Source organism: uncultured Oscillibacter sp. (genome assembly GCF_910587525.1).
GTDB lineage: Bacteria > Bacillota > Clostridia > Oscillospirales > Oscillospiraceae > Oscillibacter.
This window is the reverse complement of record NZ_CAJULS010000004.1, coordinates 1-18088: the sequence shown is the minus strand read 5'-3', so window position 1 is coordinate 18088 and position 18088 is coordinate 1. Positions and strand designations below refer to the sequence as shown.

At 62.3% G+C, this 18088-nt stretch carries 21 protein-coding genes and 1 pseudogene; 19 read left to right on the top strand and 3 right to left on the bottom strand.

From position 1 onward, the window contains the following. Positions 1 to 278: 278 nt before the first annotated feature. The 19 genes and pseudogenes from recJ (at position 279) to yfcE (ending at position 16207) form a co-directional block, all read left to right on the top strand. On the top strand, positions 279 to 2378 hold the full coding sequence (gene recJ / locus QZ326_RS00940) for a single-stranded-DNA-specific exonuclease RecJ (RefSeq protein ID WP_295740302.1): 2100 nt from the start codon (positions 279 to 281) through the stop codon (positions 2376 to 2378). Continuing rightward, entirely contained in the window at positions 2375 to 4585 is a 2211-nt protein-coding gene (locus tag QZ326_RS00935) for a bifunctional (p)ppGpp synthetase/guanosine-3',5'-bis(diphosphate) 3'-pyrophosphohydrolase (protein ID WP_295740298.1), read from the top strand. The genes recJ and QZ326_RS00935 overlap by 4 nt, the downstream gene beginning before the upstream one ends. Positions 4586 to 4603: 18 nt before the next feature. Beyond that, on the top strand, positions 4604 to 5047 hold the full coding sequence (gene dtd / locus QZ326_RS00930; RefSeq protein WP_295740295.1) for a D-aminoacyl-tRNA deacylase: 444 nt from the start codon (positions 4604 to 4606) through the stop codon (positions 5045 to 5047). A gap of 32 nt (positions 5048 to 5079) precedes the next feature. After that, positions 5080 to 5493: a hypothetical protein gene (locus tag QZ326_RS00925; protein ID WP_295740293.1), complete on the top strand. Its 414-nt coding sequence runs from the start codon at positions 5080 to 5082 to the stop codon at positions 5491 to 5493. A 14-nt stretch (positions 5494 to 5507) separates the two neighbouring features. Beyond that, positions 5508 to 6122 carry an MBL fold metallo-hydrolase gene (locus QZ326_RS00920; protein WP_295740291.1) on the top strand — a complete coding sequence of 205 codons (615 nt, stop codon included), beginning with the start codon at positions 5508 to 5510 and terminating at the stop codon, positions 6120 to 6122. Positions 6123 to 6125: 3 nt separating this feature from the next. Beyond that, complete coding sequence (gene hemZ, locus QZ326_RS00915; RefSeq protein ID WP_295740288.1) at positions 6126 to 7607, top strand: coproporphyrinogen dehydrogenase HemZ; 1482 nt, start codon at positions 6126 to 6128, stop codon at positions 7605 to 7607. 40 nt (positions 7608 to 7647) lie between these two features. Further along, the gene (locus tag QZ326_RS00910) at positions 7648 to 8598 is read left to right on the top strand and encodes a uridine kinase (RefSeq protein ID WP_295740285.1); all 951 of its coding nucleotides are present in this window, start codon (positions 7648 to 7650) and stop codon (positions 8596 to 8598) included. 22 nt (positions 8599 to 8620) lie between these two features. Next, positions 8621 to 9013, top strand: a complete 393-nt coding sequence (locus QZ326_RS00905) for a zinc ribbon domain-containing protein (protein WP_295740283.1) — start codon at positions 8621 to 8623, stop codon at positions 9011 to 9013. Further along, on the top strand, positions 9010 to 9840 hold the full coding sequence (locus QZ326_RS00900; RefSeq protein ID WP_295740281.1) for a purine-nucleoside phosphorylase: 831 nt from the start codon (positions 9010 to 9012) through the stop codon (positions 9838 to 9840). Before QZ326_RS00905 ends, QZ326_RS00900 begins: the two co-directional genes overlap by 4 nt. Positions 9841 to 9943: 103 nt before the next feature. Further along, positions 9944 to 11572 (top strand): polysaccharide biosynthesis protein, encoded by a 1629-nt coding sequence (locus QZ326_RS00895; protein ID WP_295740278.1) that lies wholly within the window; start codon positions 9944 to 9946, stop codon positions 11570 to 11572. An 88-nt stretch (positions 11573 to 11660) separates the two neighbouring features. Next, entirely contained in the window at positions 11661 to 12461 is an 801-nt protein-coding gene (gene mazG, locus QZ326_RS00890) for a nucleoside triphosphate pyrophosphohydrolase (RefSeq protein WP_295740274.1), read from the top strand. Positions 12462 to 12526: 65 nt separating this feature from the next. Continuing rightward, entirely contained in the window at positions 12527 to 12802 is a 276-nt protein-coding gene (locus tag QZ326_RS00885) for an HU family DNA-binding protein (RefSeq protein ID WP_295740271.1), read from the top strand. A gap of 343 nt (positions 12803 to 13145) precedes the next feature. Continuing rightward, positions 13146 to 13391: an RNA-binding S4 domain-containing protein gene (locus QZ326_RS00880; RefSeq protein ID WP_295740268.1), complete on the top strand. Its 246-nt coding sequence runs from the start codon at positions 13146 to 13148 to the stop codon at positions 13389 to 13391. A 57-nt stretch (positions 13392 to 13448) separates the two neighbouring features. Beyond that, positions 13449 to 13730 carry a YabP/YqfC family sporulation protein gene (locus QZ326_RS00875; RefSeq protein WP_295740266.1) on the top strand — a complete coding sequence of 94 codons (282 nt, stop codon included), beginning with the start codon at positions 13449 to 13451 and terminating at the stop codon, positions 13728 to 13730. Between the two features lie 3 nt (positions 13731 to 13733). Further along, positions 13734 to 13985 (top strand): annotated as a pseudogene (gene yabQ, locus QZ326_RS13335) (spore cortex biosynthesis protein YabQ); the annotation flags it as partial. 211 nt (positions 13986 to 14196) lie between these two features. Next, positions 14197 to 14508, top strand: a complete 312-nt coding sequence (locus QZ326_RS00870; protein WP_295740263.1) for a septum formation initiator family protein — start codon at positions 14197 to 14199, stop codon at positions 14506 to 14508. A 108-nt stretch (positions 14509 to 14616) separates the two neighbouring features. Beyond that, entirely contained in the window at positions 14617 to 15081 is a 465-nt protein-coding gene (locus QZ326_RS00865; protein ID WP_295740260.1) for a S1 RNA-binding domain-containing protein, read from the top strand. Between the two features lie 60 nt (positions 15082 to 15141). Beyond that, positions 15142 to 15615 carry a GNAT family N-acetyltransferase gene (locus QZ326_RS00860; RefSeq protein ID WP_295740257.1) on the top strand — a complete coding sequence of 158 codons (474 nt, stop codon included), beginning with the start codon at positions 15142 to 15144 and terminating at the stop codon, positions 15613 to 15615. A gap of 49 nt (positions 15616 to 15664) precedes the next feature. After that, a complete protein-coding gene (yfcE, locus tag QZ326_RS00855; protein WP_295740255.1) occupies positions 15665 to 16207 on the top strand; it encodes a phosphodiesterase in 543 nt (180 codons plus the stop codon). A 41-nt stretch (positions 16208 to 16248) separates the two neighbouring features. Here the strand turns inward: yfcE and QZ326_RS00850 are convergent, their stop codons facing one another. The 3 genes from QZ326_RS00850 to QZ326_RS00840 form a co-directional block, all read right to left on the bottom strand. Then, complete coding sequence (locus QZ326_RS00850) at positions 16249 to 16971, bottom strand: amino acid ABC transporter ATP-binding protein (protein WP_295740253.1); 723 nt, start codon at positions 16969 to 16971, stop codon at positions 16249 to 16251. Then, positions 16958 to 17692: an amino acid ABC transporter permease gene (locus QZ326_RS00845; RefSeq protein WP_295740250.1), complete on the bottom strand. Its 735-nt coding sequence runs from the start codon at positions 17690 to 17692 to the stop codon at positions 16958 to 16960. Before QZ326_RS00845 ends, QZ326_RS00850 begins: the two co-directional genes overlap by 14 nt. 66 nt (positions 17693 to 17758) lie before the next feature. Beyond that, a partial coding sequence (locus QZ326_RS00840) for a transporter substrate-binding domain-containing protein (protein ID WP_295740247.1) occupies positions 17759 to 18088 on the bottom strand: 330 nt, incomplete at its 5' end.

Genomic DNA, 18088 nt, shown 5'->3' with positions numbered 1-18088 from the left:
GCTGATTTTCAAATTTTTAGGAATGCGAAAAAGTCCAATAAAAAGAGCGGACCTGAGGTCCACTCTCCACACTACCACATTACTAACATATGCAATATACCACACTCCATGAGAAAACGCAAGCACTTCTTTTATAATTTGCGGAAGATTTCCAGCGGCGGAAACCTTGGATTCTGTGATATTTTTTCTTTACCTGGCCCGCCTTTCCTGTTATAATAAGAAAGTTATAATAGGTTTGGTGCGCCGCCGCCAGTTTGGAAAGGAGACCCGCAACACACGTGAAATTTAAAAAATGGAACATCGGGACCCCCGATCCGCAGGCAGCAGAGCGCCTGCGGGAGGCGGGGTATCCCTACCTGCTCTCCACCGTGCTGGCCGCCCGGGGCGTTGATGGCGCCGAGTCCGCGGCGGAATTTCTGGATCGGGAGCGGAAGCTGACTCTCTCCCCTATGCTCATGCAGGACATGGACAAGGCCGTCGGGCGCATTCAGCAGGCCATAGCGGAGGGGGAGACCGTCGCCGTCTTCGGCGACTATGACGTGGACGGCATTACCTCCACAGTGCTGCTGATGGATTATCTGAAAAACTGCGGTGTCAGGTGCCTGCGGTATATCCCCCGGCGGATCGAGGACGGATACGGGCTGTCCAAAGACGCCATCCAGGGCCTGCGGGACCAGGGGGCCACGCTGATGGTCACCGTGGACTGCGGTATTACCGGCAACGACGAGGTGGACTTTGCAAACTCCATCGGTCTGGACGTGGTGGTGACCGATCACCACGAGTGCAAGGAGACCCTGCCCTGGGCCGTAGCGGTGGTGGACCCCCACCGGCCCGACTGCCCCTATCCCTTCAAGCACCTGGCGGGTGTGGGGGTGGCGCTGAAACTGGTGCTGGCCCTGGGCGGCGAGAGCCGGGAGGACGCCCTGTTCGCCCGGTACTGCACCCTGGCCGCCATCGGCACCATCGCCGATGTCATGCGGATGGAGGGGGAGAACCGGACCATCGTCTCCTGCGGGCTGGAGGCCCTGCCCCACACGGACTTTGTGGGCGTCCACGCCCTGCTGAAAGAGGCGGGCCTGCTGGGCAGGCCCATCACCTCCATCCAGATCGGCTTCGTCCTCTCCCCCCGGATCAACGCCGCCGGGCGCATGGGCGCGGCGGACCTGGCCGCCGACCTGCTGGAGTGCGCCGACCCTGCCCGGGCAGAGGAGATGGCCCGGGCCCTGTGTGAGCTGAACCGGGAGCGCCAGGCAGTGGAGCAGGCCATCTGCGCCGATGCCGTGGAGCAGATCGATCGCCTCCGGGACGAGGAGCGCAGCGCCCTGGTGCTGGCCAGTGACCGCTGGCACCAGGGGGTGGTAGGCATTGTGGCCTCCCGCCTGAGCGAAAAGTACTCCTGCCCCAGCTTTATGATCCACCTGCGGGAGGGCACGGGCAAGGGCTCCTGCCGCTCTTACGGCGGATTCAACCTCTTTGCGGCTCTGGAGTCCTGCTCGGACCTGTTGGACGGCTTCGGCGGCCACGAGCTGGCCGCTGGGTTTACCATCCCCGAGGAGAACATCGCCGCCTTCCGTACCCGGATGAACCGTTATGTGCGCTCCGCCTCCGGCGGGGAGCTGCCCATCTCCTCTCTGGAGGTGGACGCCCCTATCACCAGCCCCGCCGCCGTAACGCTCCAGGAGGTGGAGCATCTGGGCCTGCTGGAACCCTATGGCGCCGGCAACCCTCGGCCCGTCTTCGCCCTGCTGGGGGCCACGGTGGACGCTGTGCAGAGCGTCGGTCAGGGCAAGCATCTGAAATTCCGGCTCTCCAAGGGTTCCTGCCGGCTTGACGCCATTTTCTTCTCCGTGACGGCGGAGGAGTGCGGCGTGACGGCGGGCAGCCGGGTGGACGCCGCCTTCTACCTCCAGGCCAACACCTTCCGTGGAGCCACCTCCCTACAGCTGCAGCTCATCGACATCCGCCCCTCTCTGACCCCCAGCCGCCACGAAACGGAGGCGCTGGACCTTCTGGGCCGCCTGCTGGAGGACAAGGCTCTGACGGCCCAGGAAAAGTGCCGCCTGCGGGCCTCCCGGGAGCAGTTTGCCGCCTGCTGGGTGGTGCTGGAGCGCCGCCTGCGCCGCGGAAAGATCGAGGCGCCCTGGCTGCCCTATCTGCGCCTTCTGGCGTCGGAGGCCGGCGGGAGCGAGAGCTTTCTCCGCACCGCCCTGGCCCTGGCGGTGTTTCGCGAGCGGGGGCTGCTGTCCCTCACCCGCCAGGAGGACACCCTGCTGGCCAGCCTGAACCCAACCCAGGGGAAGGTGGATCTCACCGCCTGTCCCTATCTCGCCCGCCTGGCCCCAGGCGGGGCCAACCGGAATCGAGGTGATCTGCCGTGACCATCCAGGAGCAGTACAACCACCTGGAAAAGACCATCCGGGGGTACAACCCCTCGGCGGACTTCTCCCATATCCGCACCGCCTTTGAATATGCCGACAAGTGCCACGACGGACAAAAACGCAAGAGCGGCGAACCCTATATCATCCACCCCCTGGCCGTTGCCCAGATCGTGGCGGAGGAACTGAAGCTGGACAGCGAGTCCATCGAGGCCGCCCTCCTCCACGACGTCATCGAGGACACCCCTGCTGAGCACGCGGACGTGTCCCGCCTCTTCTCTCCCACCATCGCCGACCTGGTGGAAGGCGTCAGCAAACTGACCCGCATTCAGTACGCCACCAAGGAAGACGAGCAGATGGAAAACCTGCGGAAGATGCTCATCGCTATGAGCAAGGACATCCGGGTGATCCTCATCAAGATCTCCGACCGGCTCCACAACATGCGGACCATGGAGTACCAGTCTCCGGAAAAGCAGAAGCAAAAGTCCCTGGAGACCATGGAGATCTACGCCCCCATCTCCCACCGGCTGGGCATGCAGCGGATGAAGTGGGAGCTGGAGGACCTGTCGCTGAAATACCTGGACCCGGTGGGATACCAGGAGATTGTCTCCCGTCTGGAAGCCAAGAAGACGGAATACGACATATTCATGCAGAAGACCAGGGCCCAAGTGGAAACCCGTCTGGACGAACTTGACATCCCCCACCTGGTCTACGGCCGGGTGAAGCACCCTTACAGCATCTACCGCAAGATGTTCAGCCAGAACAAAAACCTGGACGAGATTTTCGACCTCTTCGCCTTCCGGGTGATCGTGGACAACGTGGGGGACTGCTACAACGTCCTGGGTGTGGTCCACGACATTTTCACCCCCCTCCTGGGCCGGTTCAAGGACTATATCGGCACCCCCAAGCCCAACGGCTACCAGTCCCTTCACACCACCGTCATGGGCACGGACGGCATCCCCTTTGAGGTGCAGATCCGCACCCGGGACATGCACGAGGTCTCCGAATACGGCGTGGCCGCCCACTGGAAGTACAAGCAGAACGGCCAGGGCGCCGGGGCCGAGGGAAAGTACGAATGGGTCCGCCGTCTGCTGGAAAACCAGGAGGGGGCCGACGCCGAGGAATTTATCCACTCCCTGAAGATCGACATGTTCGCCGACGAGGTGTTCGTCTTCACCCCCAACGGCGACGTGCAGAACCTGCCCGCCGGAGCCACTCCCATCGACTTTGCCTATGCCATCCACTCCGCCGTGGGCAACCGCATGGTGGGGGCCAAGGTCAACGGACGCATTGTTACCTTTGACCACCCCCTGAAAAGCGGCGACATCGTGGAGATTCTGACCTCCAAGGGCGCCAAGGGCCCCAGCCGGGACTGGATAAAAATCGCCAAGAGCAACGAGGCCCGCAGCAAGATCCGCCAGTGGTTCAAAAAAGAGCGGCGGGACGAAAACATCGTCAACGGCCGGGCCGCCTTCGAGGCGGAGCTCAAGCACTGCGGCCTCACCATGAAAGATCTGCTGGGCCCCGACCGGCTGCCGGGCCTTTTGAAAAAGGTCACCTATCCCACCTTGGACGACATGTACGCCGCCATCGGCTACGGCGGCTTCACCGCCCAGAAGGCGGTGAGCCGGATGCAGGGAGAGCTCCAGCGCATCGCCAAGCAGCAGGCGGAAAAGCAGGCTCTCGAGACCCTGGAAAACGCCCCCAAGGCCGAGGAATCCCGGTCCTCCTCACCCAAACAGGTCAAAAGTGAGCAGGGCATTATCGTGGAGGGGCTGGACAACTGTCTGGTGAAGTTCTCCAAATGCTGCACCCCTGTGCCGGGGGACGAGATCGTGGGGTTCATCACCCGGGGATACGGCGTGTCCGTCCACCGCAGCGACTGCCCCAACGCCTCACCGGAGCGCCGGGCGGACCCGGCTCTCTCCGGCCGGTGGATCAAGGTCTCCTGGGGCAGCGACACCAACGAGAGCTACCCCACCACTCTGGAGGTGGTGGCCAAGGACCGGCTGAACCTGCTGCTGGATGTGTCCGCGGCGCTGTCCACCACCAAGACTTTCGTCTCCGGCATCCAGTGCCGCAGCACGGACGACGGCTTCGCCATCGCCCGCATGGAGATCCGCGTCCGGGACGGCGAACAGATGCATACCATCATCAACAAGCTCAACCAGATCTCCGGTGTCCTCCAGGTCACCCGGCCCTCTGGTTAACGATTAGGAGGAGTTTCTATGCGCGCTGTCGTCACCCGCGTGAAACACGCGTCCGTCACCATTGAACGTCAGACCTGCGGCCAGATCGGCCAGGGATACCTGGTCCTTCTGGGCGTGGGTCCCAACGACACGGAGGACACCGCCGTCAAGCTGGCGGACAAGATCTGCAATCTCCGGATTTTCGAGGATGAGAACGAACGAATGAACCTGAATCTGGAGCAGGTGGGCGGGAGCCTCCTGGTGGTCTCCCAGTTCACCCTGTACGCCGACACCTCCTCCCGCCGCCCGGGCTTCTCCAAGGCCGCCAAACCGGACCTGGCCATTCCTCTGTATGAGAAATTCATGGCCCATTGCCGGGAGCGGGGCTTCCAGGTGGAGCACGGCGAATTCGGCGCCGACATGCAGGTGGACTCCCGCAACGACGGCCCGGTGACCATCCTCTTCGACACGGAGGCCCCCTGAACCGGCCGTCACGGCAGAAAGGAGCATGCGCTATGGGACTATTTTTCCGGAGCAAGCCAAAGGCGCAGGGCATGCAGCCCCATAAAAACTGGCCCTGGACCCTGAACACAGGCGGAGAGCTCTGGCCCGGCTTTGACACCTGGGAGATGATCGTCTCCGAACTGCGGGAGCTGAACCTGGAGGACCCGGACAGCTTCCTCATCCTGGAGCAAAAGGACCCTCAGGACCCTCAAAATTACTGGTTCATCCAAAGCGCCGTCAACCGGGCAGGGCCGCATCCCGGCTGGTACACGGTGGAGGTGGGCTGGGGCTCTGAACAGGGAATGGGACTCCGGGACCGGGATATACGGACGGTGGAGGAGGTCATCCCCTTCTTCCGCGCCGCTTACGACCGCAAAGCTGTGGATCTGTCCGGCTTTGAGGACATGTCCGGCATGCTGGGCTGAACAGGAGGGGTATTATGAAAGTCAGTATGATGCAGGTAGGCCCCATCGGCACCAACTGCTACATTTTGGAGGATGAGTCCGCTCATCAGGCCGCCGTCATCGACCCCGGCGGGGACGCCCCCCGCCTTCTGGCGGCGCTGAAGGGGCTGGATGTGCGCTACATCCTGCTGACCCACGGCCACTATGACCACACCGGCGCTGCGGCGGAGCTGGCCGCGGCTTTTCCCCAGGCAACGGTCTATATCCACGAGCGGGACTACCACGATGCGGACCCGTCCCTGTTTCCCCTGCGCACGGAGCTCTCCGGCGTGAAGTTCTACGGCGAGGGAAACCGGCTGCCCCTGGGCGGCCTGGAGCTCCAGGTCCTCCACACCCCCGGCCACTCCGAGGGCAGCGTGACCCTGCGCTGCGGAGACCTCCTCTTCTGCGGGGACACTCTTTTCGCCGGCTCCTGCGGACGGACGGATTTTCCCGGCGGGGACACAGCAAAGATCCTGGCCTCCCTGCGGCGGCTGGGAGAGCTGGAGGGAGACCTCCGGGTCCTGCCCGGCCACATGGAGGACAGTACCCTCAGCCGGGAGCGGCAGGTGAATCCCTACCTCCGCCAGGCCATGGGCAGCGGAATTTAAGCCATGAAGCTGGTACTAACAGGCCACGACGAGCGGTATACTGTGGAGCAGAGCCTGATGAATCTGTTCCCGGGGGAACTGCCGGTCTATGAGCCCATTGGGCCCGGGGATGAGAGCTGGGCCGTCATCGCCTGCCGGGAAGAGGCGGGCGGCCGCCTGACGGTCACCACGGACCTCGCCTGCGGCGGCCGGAAAAACAGCGCCTTTCTCACCGTATCCCTCTCCGGCCCGGACTTTGACCGGGAGGGCCAGCGGCGGCACGCCATCGGCGCCTGCTTCTACCTGGCGGCCCTGGAGCTTCTGGACGCCCCGCCCCCCTGGGGAATGCTGACAGGGGTGCGGCCCGACAAGCCCGCCGCCTGGGCCATCCAGGCGGGAAAGACCCCCCAGGAGGCCCAGGCCCTGCTGGAGGAGACCTACTTCGTCTCCCCCTCCCGGGCAGCGCTGGCGTCTGAGACCGGCGCCATGGCGGCTTACGCCGCCCGGGGGCTGGAGCCCCGGGACATCGCCGTCTATATCGGCATCCCATTCTGCCCCACCCGCTGCGCCTACTGCTCCTTTGTGAGCCAGTCGGTGGAAAAGAGCTTTCCCCTGATGGCCCCCTATGTGGACGCCCTGGTCCGGGAAATTCGGGCCGGAGGCGAAATGGTCCGGCGGCAGGGTCTGCGGGTCCGGGTCCTCTACATGGGCGGCGGTACTCCCACCACCCTGACGGCCGGCCAGCTGGACCAGGTACTCACGGCCTTTGAGGAATCCTTCGACACCACCCCCTGCGGCGAGATCACCGTGGAGGCCGGCCGGCCGGACACTATCACAGCGGAACGGCTGGCGGTCTTAAAGGCCCACGGCGTCACCCGGGTGTCCGTCAATCCCCAGACCATGGAGGACCACGTCCTCCGGGCCATCGGCCGGAACCACACTGCCGGAGATATTGCCCGGGCCATGGAGCTGACGGCAAAATATAATTTCCCCCATGTGAACATGGACCTGATTGCGGGTCTCCCGGAGGACTCCCCGGAGGGCTTCCGCCGCTCTCTGGACGCCTGTCTGTCCTTCGGCACGGACAATGTCACCGTCCACACCCTGGCGCTGAAAAAGGGCAGCCGCATCCTGCTGGAGGGGCTCTCCATTCCCGCGCCGGAGGCGGTGGCGGAGATGCTGGACTACGCCGCTCCCGCGCTGCGCGGCGCGGGACACCGCCCCTACTATCTCTACCGCCAGAAATATATGTCCGGCAGCTTTGAGAACATCGGCTGGTGCCGCCCCAAGGCGGAGTGCCTCTATAACATCTATATCATGTCGGAGCTGTGTTCCATTTTGTCCTTCGGCGCCGGCGGCTCCACTAAGATGGTGGAGCCGGGCACCAACCACATCGAGCGGGTCTTTAACCTCAAATATCCCAAGGAATACACGGAGCGTCCGGAGAAGTGCCTTGCCAACCAGCAGTTCTTCGCCGCCTTCTATGAGAAAATCTTCCCCATCTGATTCAGGAATTTTCCAGCAGATCGAAAGGAGGCCCTCCCCCATGTCCTACTCCCTGAGGGAGATCAATCAGCAGATTCGTACCGACCCCCAGGGCTTTGCCCAGCGGAGCGACGCCGTTTACACCGAGAAGGTGAGAAAAGCCGCCCTGAAGATCGCCGCCCGCCGGAGAGAGTCCCACATCGTGCTGCTCTCCGGCCCCTCCGGCTCCGGCAAGACCACCACCGCCATGAAGATCGAGGAGCAGCTGAAAAAGCTGGGCATCCAGACTCACACCATCTCCATGGACAATTACTTCAACACCGTGGACCCGGAGACCGCCCCCCGGACCCGGGAGGGGGCCATCGACTACGAGTCTCCCTTCTGTCTGGACATCGATCTTCTGAACCGCCACTTCGCCATGCTGGACCAGGGCCGGACCATCCACGTGCCCAAGTTTGAATTCGCCCGCCAGATGCGCTCCGACATCCTCTCCCAGCCCCTGCAGCTGGGGGACGATGAGATCGCCGTGTTCGAGGGCATCCACGCCCTGAACGACATCATCGTGGGCAAAAATCCCAGGGCCTTCAAGCTCTACATCGCTGCCCGCAGCAACATTGTGGACGAGGACGGCAGCGTGGTCTTTCAGCACGCCTGGTTCCGGCTCTGCCGCCGTATCGTCCGGGACTTCAAATTCCGGGGTGCCGACGCGGAGTTCACCATGAGGCTGTGGGACAATGTCTGCCGGGGAGAGCGGCTGTATATCTCCCCTTACAAGGAGAGCGCGGACATCAAGTTTGACTCCTCCCTGGCCACCAGCGTCTCCGTCCTGAAACCCTTCGTGGTGCCCCTGCTGGAGAACCTGCCCGCCGGAAAGTACCCGGTGGCGGGCGATATTCTCCGGGGCCTGGAGAAAATTGAACCCCTGGATGAGAAGTATATCGCCGCCGACTCCCTGGCCCGGGAATTCATCGGCGGAAGCGCCTATTTCGCAAACCCCGCCGCTGCCAACTGAGAAACGAAAGGAGACATCCCCCATGAACGAAAAGCTGCAAAACCTGCTGGAACTGGTCCGGCGCACCGCCTGGCAGGCGGGCGACCTGGCCGCCGACGCCGCCTACGGCGCGGGGCAGATGGCGGAGGACCTGCTGTCCTCGGCCAAGCTGCGGGTCCAGGCCGCCACCGTGGAGGGCGACATCAACCGCAAGCTGATGGAGATCGGCGAGATGGTCTACGCCACCCACACCGGCAGCCCCACGGAGTCTCAGGAGCTGCTGTCCAAGCTCCAGGAGATCGACGCGCTGAAAGCCCGCCTGGCAGATATCAACGACGCCTTGGGCCGCCAGCCCCAGTTCCCTGTCTGCCCCACCTGCGGTGCGGCTGTCCGGGAGAGCGACGTCTTCTGCCGGGAGTGCGGAGGGAAGCTGTGAGCGCCCCCCTGGGCTATGCCCAGTATCAGGAGAGCGCCCGGGTCCTGGAGGCTCGCCTGGGAGGTTTCCGTCCCCGGGTGCTGCTGATCCTGGGGTCCGGCCTGGGCTTTCTGGGGGATGCGGTGGAAAGCCCCGTTGTGGTCCCCTATGCGGACGTCCCCCATATGCGCCGCTCCACCGCGCCGGATCACAAGGGGCAGTTTGTCTTCGGCCGCCTCAGCGGCCAGAACGCAGCCGTGATGCAGGGCCGCCTCCACACCTACGAGGGCTGGTCCATGGAGGAGGCCGCCTATCCCGTCCGTCTCGCGCGGCTGCTGGGGGCGGAGACGCTGGTCGTCACCAACGCCGCCGGGGCCGTAAACACCGCTTTCACCCCCGGGGACATCATGCTCATCACGGACCACATCAAGCTCTTCGCCGGCAGTCCCCTGACGGGACCCAACATTGAGGCGTTCGGCCCCCGGTTTCCGGATATGAGCCATGTCTATACCCCGGCCCTCCAGGACCTCGCCCGGCAGAGCGCCGGGGAGCTGGGACTCACACTGCGCCAAGGCGTATACATGTACTTCCCCGGCCCCCAGTTTGAAACCCCCGCCGAGGTGCGGACGGCCCGCCTCCTGGGTGCGGACGCCGTGGGCATGTCCACCGTGCCGGAGGCCATCGCGGCGGCCCACTGCGGCATGCAGGTCCTGGGTTTCACCCTGTGCACCAATATGGCGGCGGGCGTACTGCAACAGCCCCTCTCCGGCCTGGAGGTGCTGGAGGCGGCGGAGGCTGCCGCGCCCAGATTCTCCGCCCTGGTAAAAGCCTGCCTGGAGCGGATATAACAGTATTCACAGCCATTGGACGCCGCTTCTAAACCGTTTTGGCCTGCAATAGGATAGTTCTGTCCGGTCCCGCATTTTTTCAGAAATCCGAGGTACTATTTTCATGTCCAAAGAAAAAAAACAGTCCTTTATGGGCGGCGCCGCCATTCTGGCCTCCGCCGTAGTCATCGTCAAGCTCATCGGCGCGGTCTACAAAGTGCCGCTGAACAACATCCTGGGCGAGGTGGGCAAGACCTATTTTGACACCGCTTATCTTATCTACAACTTTTTGAACATCGTCGCTACGGCGGGCCTGCCCCTGGCCATCTCCAAGCTCACCAGCCAGGCCCACACCCAGGGGCGGGAAAACGAGAAGCGGAAGATCTTCCGCACCGCCATCTGGCTGTTCTTCGGTCTGGGCGTAGCGGGGTCTCTCCTGATGTTCTTCGGAGCGGACCAGCTGGCCGCCTTTGAGGCAAATCCCATGGCGGCCCAGGCCATCCGGGCTCTGGCCCCGGCGGTGTTCTGCGTATGTCTGCTGGCCTGTATGCGGGGCTACACCCAGGGCCAGGGAAACATGACTCCCACCGCCATCAGCCAGGTGCTGGAGGCGCTGTGCAAGGTAGGCATCGGCCTGCCCCTGGCTTGGTATATCCTGCACCTGGCCCAGAGCGCGGCGGAGGACAACATGGCCGGCGTAGCCGCCGGAGCCATCTTCGGCGTCACCGCGGGCACCATCCTCTCCGTATGCTTCCTGGTCCTCTACCTGCTGACCCACCGCAGCAGGACCCAGTCCCTGGATGCCCCCTCCTCCAGCGGAGCCATCCTGCGCCAGGTCCTGGTCATCGGCGTCCCCATTACTCTGGGCAACTCCGCCCTTGGCATCATCAACCTCATTGACACTAAAATTGTCATGGGCCGGCTTCAAAACGCCCTCTTCCTGACAGAGGTGGAGGCGGCGGCGCTGAACGGGCAATACCGCATGGCCATGGATATGCCCAACATGGTGGCCTCCTTTGTCTATCCTGTCACCATGAGCCTGATCCCCTTCGCCGCAGCGGCCATTACCCAGCGGGACACCGCCAGGGCAGACCGCATCATCTCCTCCGCCTTCCGAATCATCGCGGTGCTGGCCATTCCGGCGGGCGTGGGTCTCTCAGTGCTGTCCACGCCCATCATGCGCCTGATTCTGCCCAAGCGGCAGGAGGCCGCCACGGCGGCCGGCCCTCACCTGCAGATCCTGGGACTTGCCACCATTTTTATCTGCCTGATGATTTTGACCAACGCCATCTTGCAGACCTATGGCAAAGAAAAGCTGCCCATCCTCACCGTCATCGCCGGCGGCCTCACCAAGATCGTAATGAATTATGTCCTGGTGGGGAATCCTGACATCAACATCCACGGCGCCCCCATCTCCACCCTGTGCTGCTATCTGGTCATCGTGGGACTGAATCTGTTCTTTGTCTGGAAATACTCCGCCAAGAAGCCCCGCTACCTCCAGCTGTTTGCAAAGCCCGCGGCGGCCTCCATACTGATGGGCGGCGCGGCCTGGGCGGTATATGGCTTTGCCAACCGGGCTCTCTCCGGCGGCCACTCCGCTTACGGCGCCAACGCCATCGCCGTTATGGCGGGTATTCTGGCCGGCGTGGCGGTGTACGGCGTGCTGGTCGTCGCCCTGCGCATCCTCCGGGCGGAGGACGTGCGGTCCATCCCCTACGGGGAAAAGCTGGTGCGGCTGCTGCGGCTGAAATGAGATGTAATCGTTTTCCCGAAATTTTTTTCACTTTAGAACCGAAATATTTGATGCTTTACGGAAAAAAACTTGCAAAGGCAGGCAATCTATGGTAGATTTTCAATGTAAAGCCCGCTATGGCTGGGAGGACCTGCTGGAAATCACCAGGCTCCTCCGCGCTCCAGGCGGCTGTCCCTGGGACAGGGAGCAGACCCACGCGTCCATCCGCCGGAACTTTCTGGAGGAGACTTATGAGGTCTTGGACGCCCTGGACCGGGACGACCCCCACGACATGTGCGAGGAGCTGGGAGACATCCTGATGCAGGTGGCCCTCCACACCCAGATAGAGGTGGAACAGGGCCGCTTCACCATGGACGATGTGGTAGACGGCGTAGCGAAGAAGCTGGTGTACCGCCATCCCCACGTCTTCGGCGCCGTCCAGGCAGACACCACCGAAGAGGTCCTGGTCAATTGGGAGTCGCTGAAGCGGACAGAGAAGGGCCAGCGGTCCACAGCCGACGCCATTGAATCCGTGCCCCACACCCTGCCCGCATTGTGGCGGGCGGAGAAGATCTCCTCCAAGACCGCCAAAGCCGGCTTTGACTGGGCCAGCGCCCTCAGCGCCCTTGGCAAGCTGGAGGAGGAGGTCCGGGAACTGCGCCAGGCCCTGGAGGCTGACGGCGGATTAGACGCGCCTCACGGCGTACAGGAGGAGCTGGGAGACCTGCTCTTCATCGCCGCCAAGATCGGCCAGATGTCCGGCGTGGACCCGGAGGAGGCCCTGCATCTGGCCTGCGACAAATTTGACCGGCGCTTCCGCCGGGTGGAAACGGCGGCGGACAAGCCCCTGCCGGAGCACACCGAGGCGGAGCTGGTGGCGCTGTGGAACAGCGTTAAGGAACCGTCTTAAACGCATTCGCGTTAAGAAATAAATATGTATGGAAATACAAAAGATTTTTTAGGAGGATCAACCAAATGAACAAAGCTGAACTCATCAATGCCGTTGCCGCTTCCGCCGACGTCTCCAAGAAGGACACCGAGGCGGTTATCTCCGCTATGCTGGACACCATCACCGAGGCTCTGAAAGAGGGCGACAAAGTCCAGCTGGTCGGCTTCGGCTCTTTTGAGGTCAAGAAGCGCGCCGCCCGCATCGGCCGGAATCCCCGGACCAAGGAGGAAATTGAGATCCCCGCTACCGTACTGCCTGTGTTCAAGGCCGGCAAACTGCTGAAGGATACCGTTGCAAAATAAAGAGGGGACTGCGTCCCCCTTTTACGCTCCGCCAGGCAAAGCCCGGCTCCGCTATTCCCCCTGCCCTGTTGAGAGACTGGGGGCGGCCAGAAGACAGCTCCGTCTATCGGGGCGGATTCTAACACCAGTGACTTCGGTCACTGGTGTGTTTGCCCTAGGGGCAAAGGGTCAAAGTATTTTCGGCATATCCTGCTGAAAATATTTTCATATTCTTCTTTTGCCCCCGGTAAAAGAACCGGGGGAACCCCGGGCCTCTTTCCCTGTCGTCCGCGGGACGCGGGATGAGGGAGCGCTGACGATGCGGGAGAAGTACTGTCAGTTTTTTTAGGGAGGAATTTCGCTTATGCGATTGGATAAATATCTGAAAGTCTCACGGCTCATCAAACGGCGGACCCTGGCCAATGAAGCCTGCGACAACGGGCTGGTCACCGTCAACGGCAAGCCCGCACGGGCCTCCTACGATGTCAAGACCGGGGATCAGATCTCTTTGCGGTTCGGCGTGCGGACAATTACAGTGGAGGTGCTCTCCGTTCAGGAGACCGTGCGGCAGGCGGACGCCAGTACGCTGTACCGGGAGATCGGGCGCTGAAATCTTGTCATAGTTCCCTGCCTCGTCCCATATAGTGGGGACAGGGAGGGACGCCGTATGAATGATTACAATTCTATGCCCCAAACCGCCCACCGGCTGGAGCTAGTGGGCCGGGAGCGGCTGACGGTCTCCGGCGTGGAGGATGTGGAGCGCTTTGATGAGACGGGCATCGTCATGTCCACCTCTGCCGGAACGTTGGTGGTCACCGGGGAGGATCTGCATATCGGGAAGCTGTCTTTGGATGGCGGAGAACTCCATGTGGAGGGACGGGTGGACTCCGTGACCTATGAGGACGACGGAGCCGGCCGGGGCGGCTTTTTCAGCCGCCTGTTCGGATAGGCTATGGGAAACCAGGTCTCCCACCAGCTGCTGGTGTTTGGGCAGTCCATTCTCCTGGGCCTGTGCACCGGACTGCTGTACGATCTGCTGCGGCCCTTCCGCCTCCGTCTTCCCCGCCTGACGGGGCTGCTGGACAGCCTGTACTGTCTCCTGGCCGGAATCGCCGTATTCCTCTTCCTCCTGCGGGGGGCGGACGGGCAGCTACGGGGTTTCGTGGTGCTGGGGGCACTGGGCGGGACGGTGTTGTTTTTCGGCGTATTCTCGGAGCTGCTGCGTCCTGTTTGGACCTTTTGGGCCGATACACTGGCGTATTTGGCTTGGCTTTTGTCCCTGCCTGTGCTGTGGACAAAAAATTTTTGCAAAAAAATTGCCCTTCACGGAAAAAAGCTCTTTTATTTTACGAGGAAATGCTATACAATAAGAAAAAACGGATGGAGGCGTCCATCCCGGGGAGGAGGCAGCAGAAATGTCCAAAAAAGAGCGGGCGGCAAAAAGAAAACGCCGCATTCTCCGCGCCGGTCCTCTGACCAAGGCGCTGCTGCTGATTCTGCTGCTGGGCATCAGCTGGCAGCTGTACCGTCTCCAGGGCCAGGTGGAAGCCGCCCAGGCAGAAAAAGATCTTCTCGCCGCTCAGGTAGAGGTAATGCGCCAGGAAAATAGTACCCTGGCCTCCGATATTGCGGCCGGAGGCAATCAGGAAAAGATGGAGGAGATTGCCCGGAACGAGTTGGGCATGGTCTTTCCCGGCGAGTATGTGCTTTGCGATGGAATAGACTGACCGGCACCGGGCGGACGGGAATTCTTGATTTCCCCACGCCGGGAGCCGGCCTGTTCTTTTCATAATATGTGTGTGAAAAAATCTTTGGAAGGAGAAAGAAGCAGCAGTATGGATCCTCAGGTTGGGAGTATTTTGGAAGGCAAGGTAGCCAGCATCACGAAATTCGGCGCGTTTGTCGCCCTGGGGGGCGGAAAATCCGGATTGGTACATATCTCGGAGATCGCCAACACCTTCGTCAACGACGTACACGACTTTTTGCAGGAGGGACAGGAGGTAAAAGTCCTGGTCCTCTCCGCAGAGAAGGGGCGCATCAACCTCTCTATCAAAAAGGCCCTGCCGCCTCAGGAGCGTCCTGCGCCCCGGGGCCCCCGGCCCTTTCAGGCGCCCCGCCCGGCGGCTCCGCAGCAGCCGGACCATCCCCATCCTGTTCAGGCGGCACAAAAGCCCCTGCCCCCCTCCGGCGACCAGGCCTTTGAGGACAAGCTCAAGCGCTTTCTCTCCTCCTCCGAGGGGAAGATGGCGGACCTGAACCGCAGCATGGACGGCAAGCGGGGCGGACGCAGGCGGCGGTAACGCGCAGTAATCCCCGGCGGGGCACACTCCGCCGGGGATTCTCATGGGAGGAAGACAGCGATGCGTTATACCATACGGGATATGCGGCCGGCGGAATCGCCCCTTCTGGAGGATTTTTTATACGAGGCCATCTTTCTTCCGGAGGGAACGGCGCCTCCGCCCAGGTCTATTCTCAACGAGGAGGCGCTGCGGGTCTATATCCGGGAGTTCGGCAGCCGGCCCGGTGATGTGTGCCTGATGGCGGAGGCCGGCGGTCAGGCCGTTGGCGCCGTCTGGGCGCGGATCATGGATGATTACGGCCATGTGGACGATGAGACCCCCTCTCTCGCCATATCCCTGTATCCGGCGTACCGGGGAAGGGGGATCGGGACGAACCTGCTGGAGCATATGCTCACACGGCTCCGGCAGGGCGGATACAAACAGGTCTCCCTCTCCGTCCAAAAGGCGAACCCTGCCGCCAATCTGTACCGGCGGATGGGATTTGAGATTTTCCGCGGCACGGAGGAGGAGTGGATCATGGTCCGCCGCCTGTGAGGGCCTCCTTCCCGGATGCGGGCACAAAATACACGAAGGAGTGAATCTGATGAAATGGATGATCGCGTCTGACCTCCACGGCTCCGCCCGGTGCTGCCGCGCCCTGCTGGAGGCCCTTGACCGTGAGGGAGCGGACCGGCTGGTGCTGCTGGGAGACCTGCTGTACCACGGCCCCCGGAACGACTTTCCGGAGGAGTACGACACCCGGGCCGTCACCGCCCTGCTCAACAGCGTGAAAAACCGGCTGCTGTGCGTCCGGGGCAACTGCGACAGCGAGGTGGACCAGATGGTGCTGGAGTTCCCCATGCTGGCGGAGTACGCCTTTCTGGCGGCGGACGGCCTCAATATCTTCGCCACCCACGGCCACAACTATGGTCCGGACAACCCGCCGCCTCTGAGAACAGGGGATTTCCTCCTCTGCGGCCACACCCACCTGCCTGTGCGCCGGGACCTCGATGGCTTCACCTATCTGAATCCCGGCTCCCTTTCTCTGCCCAAGGAGGGTACGCCCCACAGCTATATGACACTGGCGAACGGCGTTTTTACCTGGCACGACCTGCTGACGGGAACGCCCTTTCAGCCCCTGCACTGAAAAAGCGGAGACCGCCGCGCAGGCGGTCTCCGCTTTGCTTCTTACAAAACCTTGCTGAGGAAATCCTGCAATCTCGGATGCTTGGGACTGCCGAAGACCGCCTCCGGGGCCCCCTCCTCCAGCACCAGTCCGTCGGCCATGAACAGCACACGGCTGCCCACCTCCCGGGCGAAGCCCATCTCGTGGGTCACCACCACCATGGTCATACCGTCCCGGGCCAGCTCCTTCATCACGTCCAGCACTTCGCCCACCATCTCTGGGTCCAGGGCGGAGGTGGGCTCATCAAACAGCATCAGCTGGGGCTTCATGGCCAAAGCCCGGACAATGGCCACCCTCTGCTTCTGTCCGCCGGAGAGCTGGCTGGGGTAGGCGTCCGCCTTGTCCGTCAGGCCCACCCGCTGGAGCAGGGTGTCCGCCTGCGCGTCGGCCTCCTCCTGCTTCATCAGGCCTGTGCGCACCGGAGCCAGAGTGATGTTTTTCCGGATGGTCATGTTGGGAAACAGGTTGAAGTGCTGGAACACCATGCCCATCTGCTGGCGCACCTGATCGATCTTCACCTTGGGATCGGTAATCACCGTACCCTGAAAGGTAATGGTCCCCTGGGTGGGGATCTCCAGCAGGTTCAGGCACCGGAGGAACGTGGACTTACCGGAGCCGGAGGGCCCGATAATGACCACCTTCTCCCCCGGATCGATGTGCTGGGAGATGTCGTTGAGCACCAGATGATCCCCAAAGGATTTGGATAGATTTTTAACGTCGATCACTTTCCCGCAGCCTCCTTTCCAGCTTCCCCTGGAGCCAAGTGAAAATAATGACGACGCTTAAGTACATCACGGCGATGCCGATCAGCGGCGGCATATAGTCGAAGGTTCTGCCGCCGATGGTGCTGGCATAGTACAGCATCTCCGCGCCGCCGATGGCCTGCGCCAGCGAGGTGTCCTTGAACAGCGTAATGAACTCGTTGCCAAGGGACGGCAGGATGTTCTTAAACGCCTGGGGGATGACAATGAAACGCATGGTGTCAAAATACCCCAAGCCCAGGGAACGTCCCGCCTCGGACTGGCCCGCGTCCACGCTCATCAATCCGCCCCGGATGATCTCCGCCACATAGGCCCCGGAGTTGACACCCAGGCCGATAAAGGCCACCAGCACCTTGTTGCGCTGGGCGGGGAAGATGACAAAGGTCCAGATGAACAGCTGCACCAGCATAGGGGTGCCCCGAATGACGGTGGTGTAGATCTGGCAGAGCACGTTCAAAATCTCCAGCGGAGGATTCCTCTTCCGGCCCAGGCGCTGCTGGTCGTGGGCGGAGCGGATAACGGCCACCACCAGCCCCAGCAGTACGCCGAAGATCAGGGCGATGACGGTCAGCTCCAAGGTCGTACCCAGGCCCTGGAGGTAGAGCTTCCAGCGGTCGCCCTCAATGAAAGCCCTTTGCAGGCGGGGACCGATGCGGATCAGCCAGTCGGTCAGCGATTGGAACATGGGGGCCTCCTTTCTCTTTCTCCATGATGAAAAAGGGCGGCCCTCCGGCCGCCCTTTTCAGTCTCTTTACTCGGCGGTGATATACTTATCCACAATGCCCTGGAAGGTACCATCGGCCTTCAGCTCCGCCATGGCGGCGTTGACAGCCTCCAGCAGGGCGGTGTTGCCCTTGGCAAGGCCGATGGCGTAGTCTTCCACAGCGAACTCAGTGTCCAGAATCTTCAATCCCTCGTTCTCGGCCACAAAGCTCTTGGCGGGTTCGTTGTCGATGACCACGGCGTCCACCTGGCCGTTGACCAAGGCCATGACGGCCAGGGCGCCGGTGTCAAAGGCGGTGACATGGTCCTCGCCGTAGCCGCCGTTCTCCGGGGTATCGGAGCAGTAGATATAGCCGGT

Excerpts from the sequence above, each read along its gene's own strand:
- dtd (WP_295740295.1), top strand. The coding sequence starts at position 4,604 with ATGCGCGCTGTCGTCACCCGCGTGAAACACGCGTCCGTCACCATTGAA.
- QZ326_RS00925 (WP_295740293.1), top strand. The coding sequence starts at position 5,080 with ATGGGACTATTTTTCCGGAGCAAGCCAAAGGCGCAGGGCATGCAGCCC.
- QZ326_RS00920 (WP_295740291.1), top strand. The coding sequence starts at position 5,508 with ATGAAAGTCAGTATGATGCAGGTAGGCCCCATCGGCACCAACTGCTAC.
- hemZ (WP_295740288.1), top strand. The coding sequence starts at position 6,126 with ATGAAGCTGGTACTAACAGGCCACGACGAGCGGTATACTGTGGAGCAG.
- QZ326_RS00910 (WP_295740285.1), top strand. The coding sequence starts at position 7,648 with ATGTCCTACTCCCTGAGGGAGATCAATCAGCAGATTCGTACCGACCCC.
- QZ326_RS00905 (WP_295740283.1), top strand. The coding sequence starts at position 8,621 with ATGAACGAAAAGCTGCAAAACCTGCTGGAACTGGTCCGGCGCACCGCC.
- QZ326_RS00895 (WP_295740278.1), top strand. The coding sequence starts at position 9,944 with ATGTCCAAAGAAAAAAAACAGTCCTTTATGGGCGGCGCCGCCATTCTG.
- mazG (WP_295740274.1), top strand. The coding sequence starts at position 11,661 with ATGGTAGATTTTCAATGTAAAGCCCGCTATGGCTGGGAGGACCTGCTG.
- QZ326_RS00885 (WP_295740271.1), top strand. The coding sequence starts at position 12,527 with ATGAACAAAGCTGAACTCATCAATGCCGTTGCCGCTTCCGCCGACGTC.
- QZ326_RS00880 (WP_295740268.1), top strand. The coding sequence starts at position 13,146 with ATGCGATTGGATAAATATCTGAAAGTCTCACGGCTCATCAAACGGCGG.
- QZ326_RS00875 (WP_295740266.1), top strand. The coding sequence starts at position 13,449 with ATGAATGATTACAATTCTATGCCCCAAACCGCCCACCGGCTGGAGCTA.
- QZ326_RS00870 (WP_295740263.1), top strand. The coding sequence starts at position 14,197 with ATGTCCAAAAAAGAGCGGGCGGCAAAAAGAAAACGCCGCATTCTCCGC.
- QZ326_RS00865 (WP_295740260.1), top strand. The coding sequence starts at position 14,617 with ATGGATCCTCAGGTTGGGAGTATTTTGGAAGGCAAGGTAGCCAGCATC.
- QZ326_RS00860 (WP_295740257.1), top strand. The coding sequence starts at position 15,142 with ATGCGTTATACCATACGGGATATGCGGCCGGCGGAATCGCCCCTTCTG.
- yfcE (WP_295740255.1), top strand. The coding sequence starts at position 15,665 with ATGAAATGGATGATCGCGTCTGACCTCCACGGCTCCGCCCGGTGCTGC.
- QZ326_RS00845 (WP_295740250.1), bottom strand. The coding sequence starts at position 17,692 with ATGTTCCAATCGCTGACCGACTGGCTGATCCGCATCGGTCCCCGCCTG.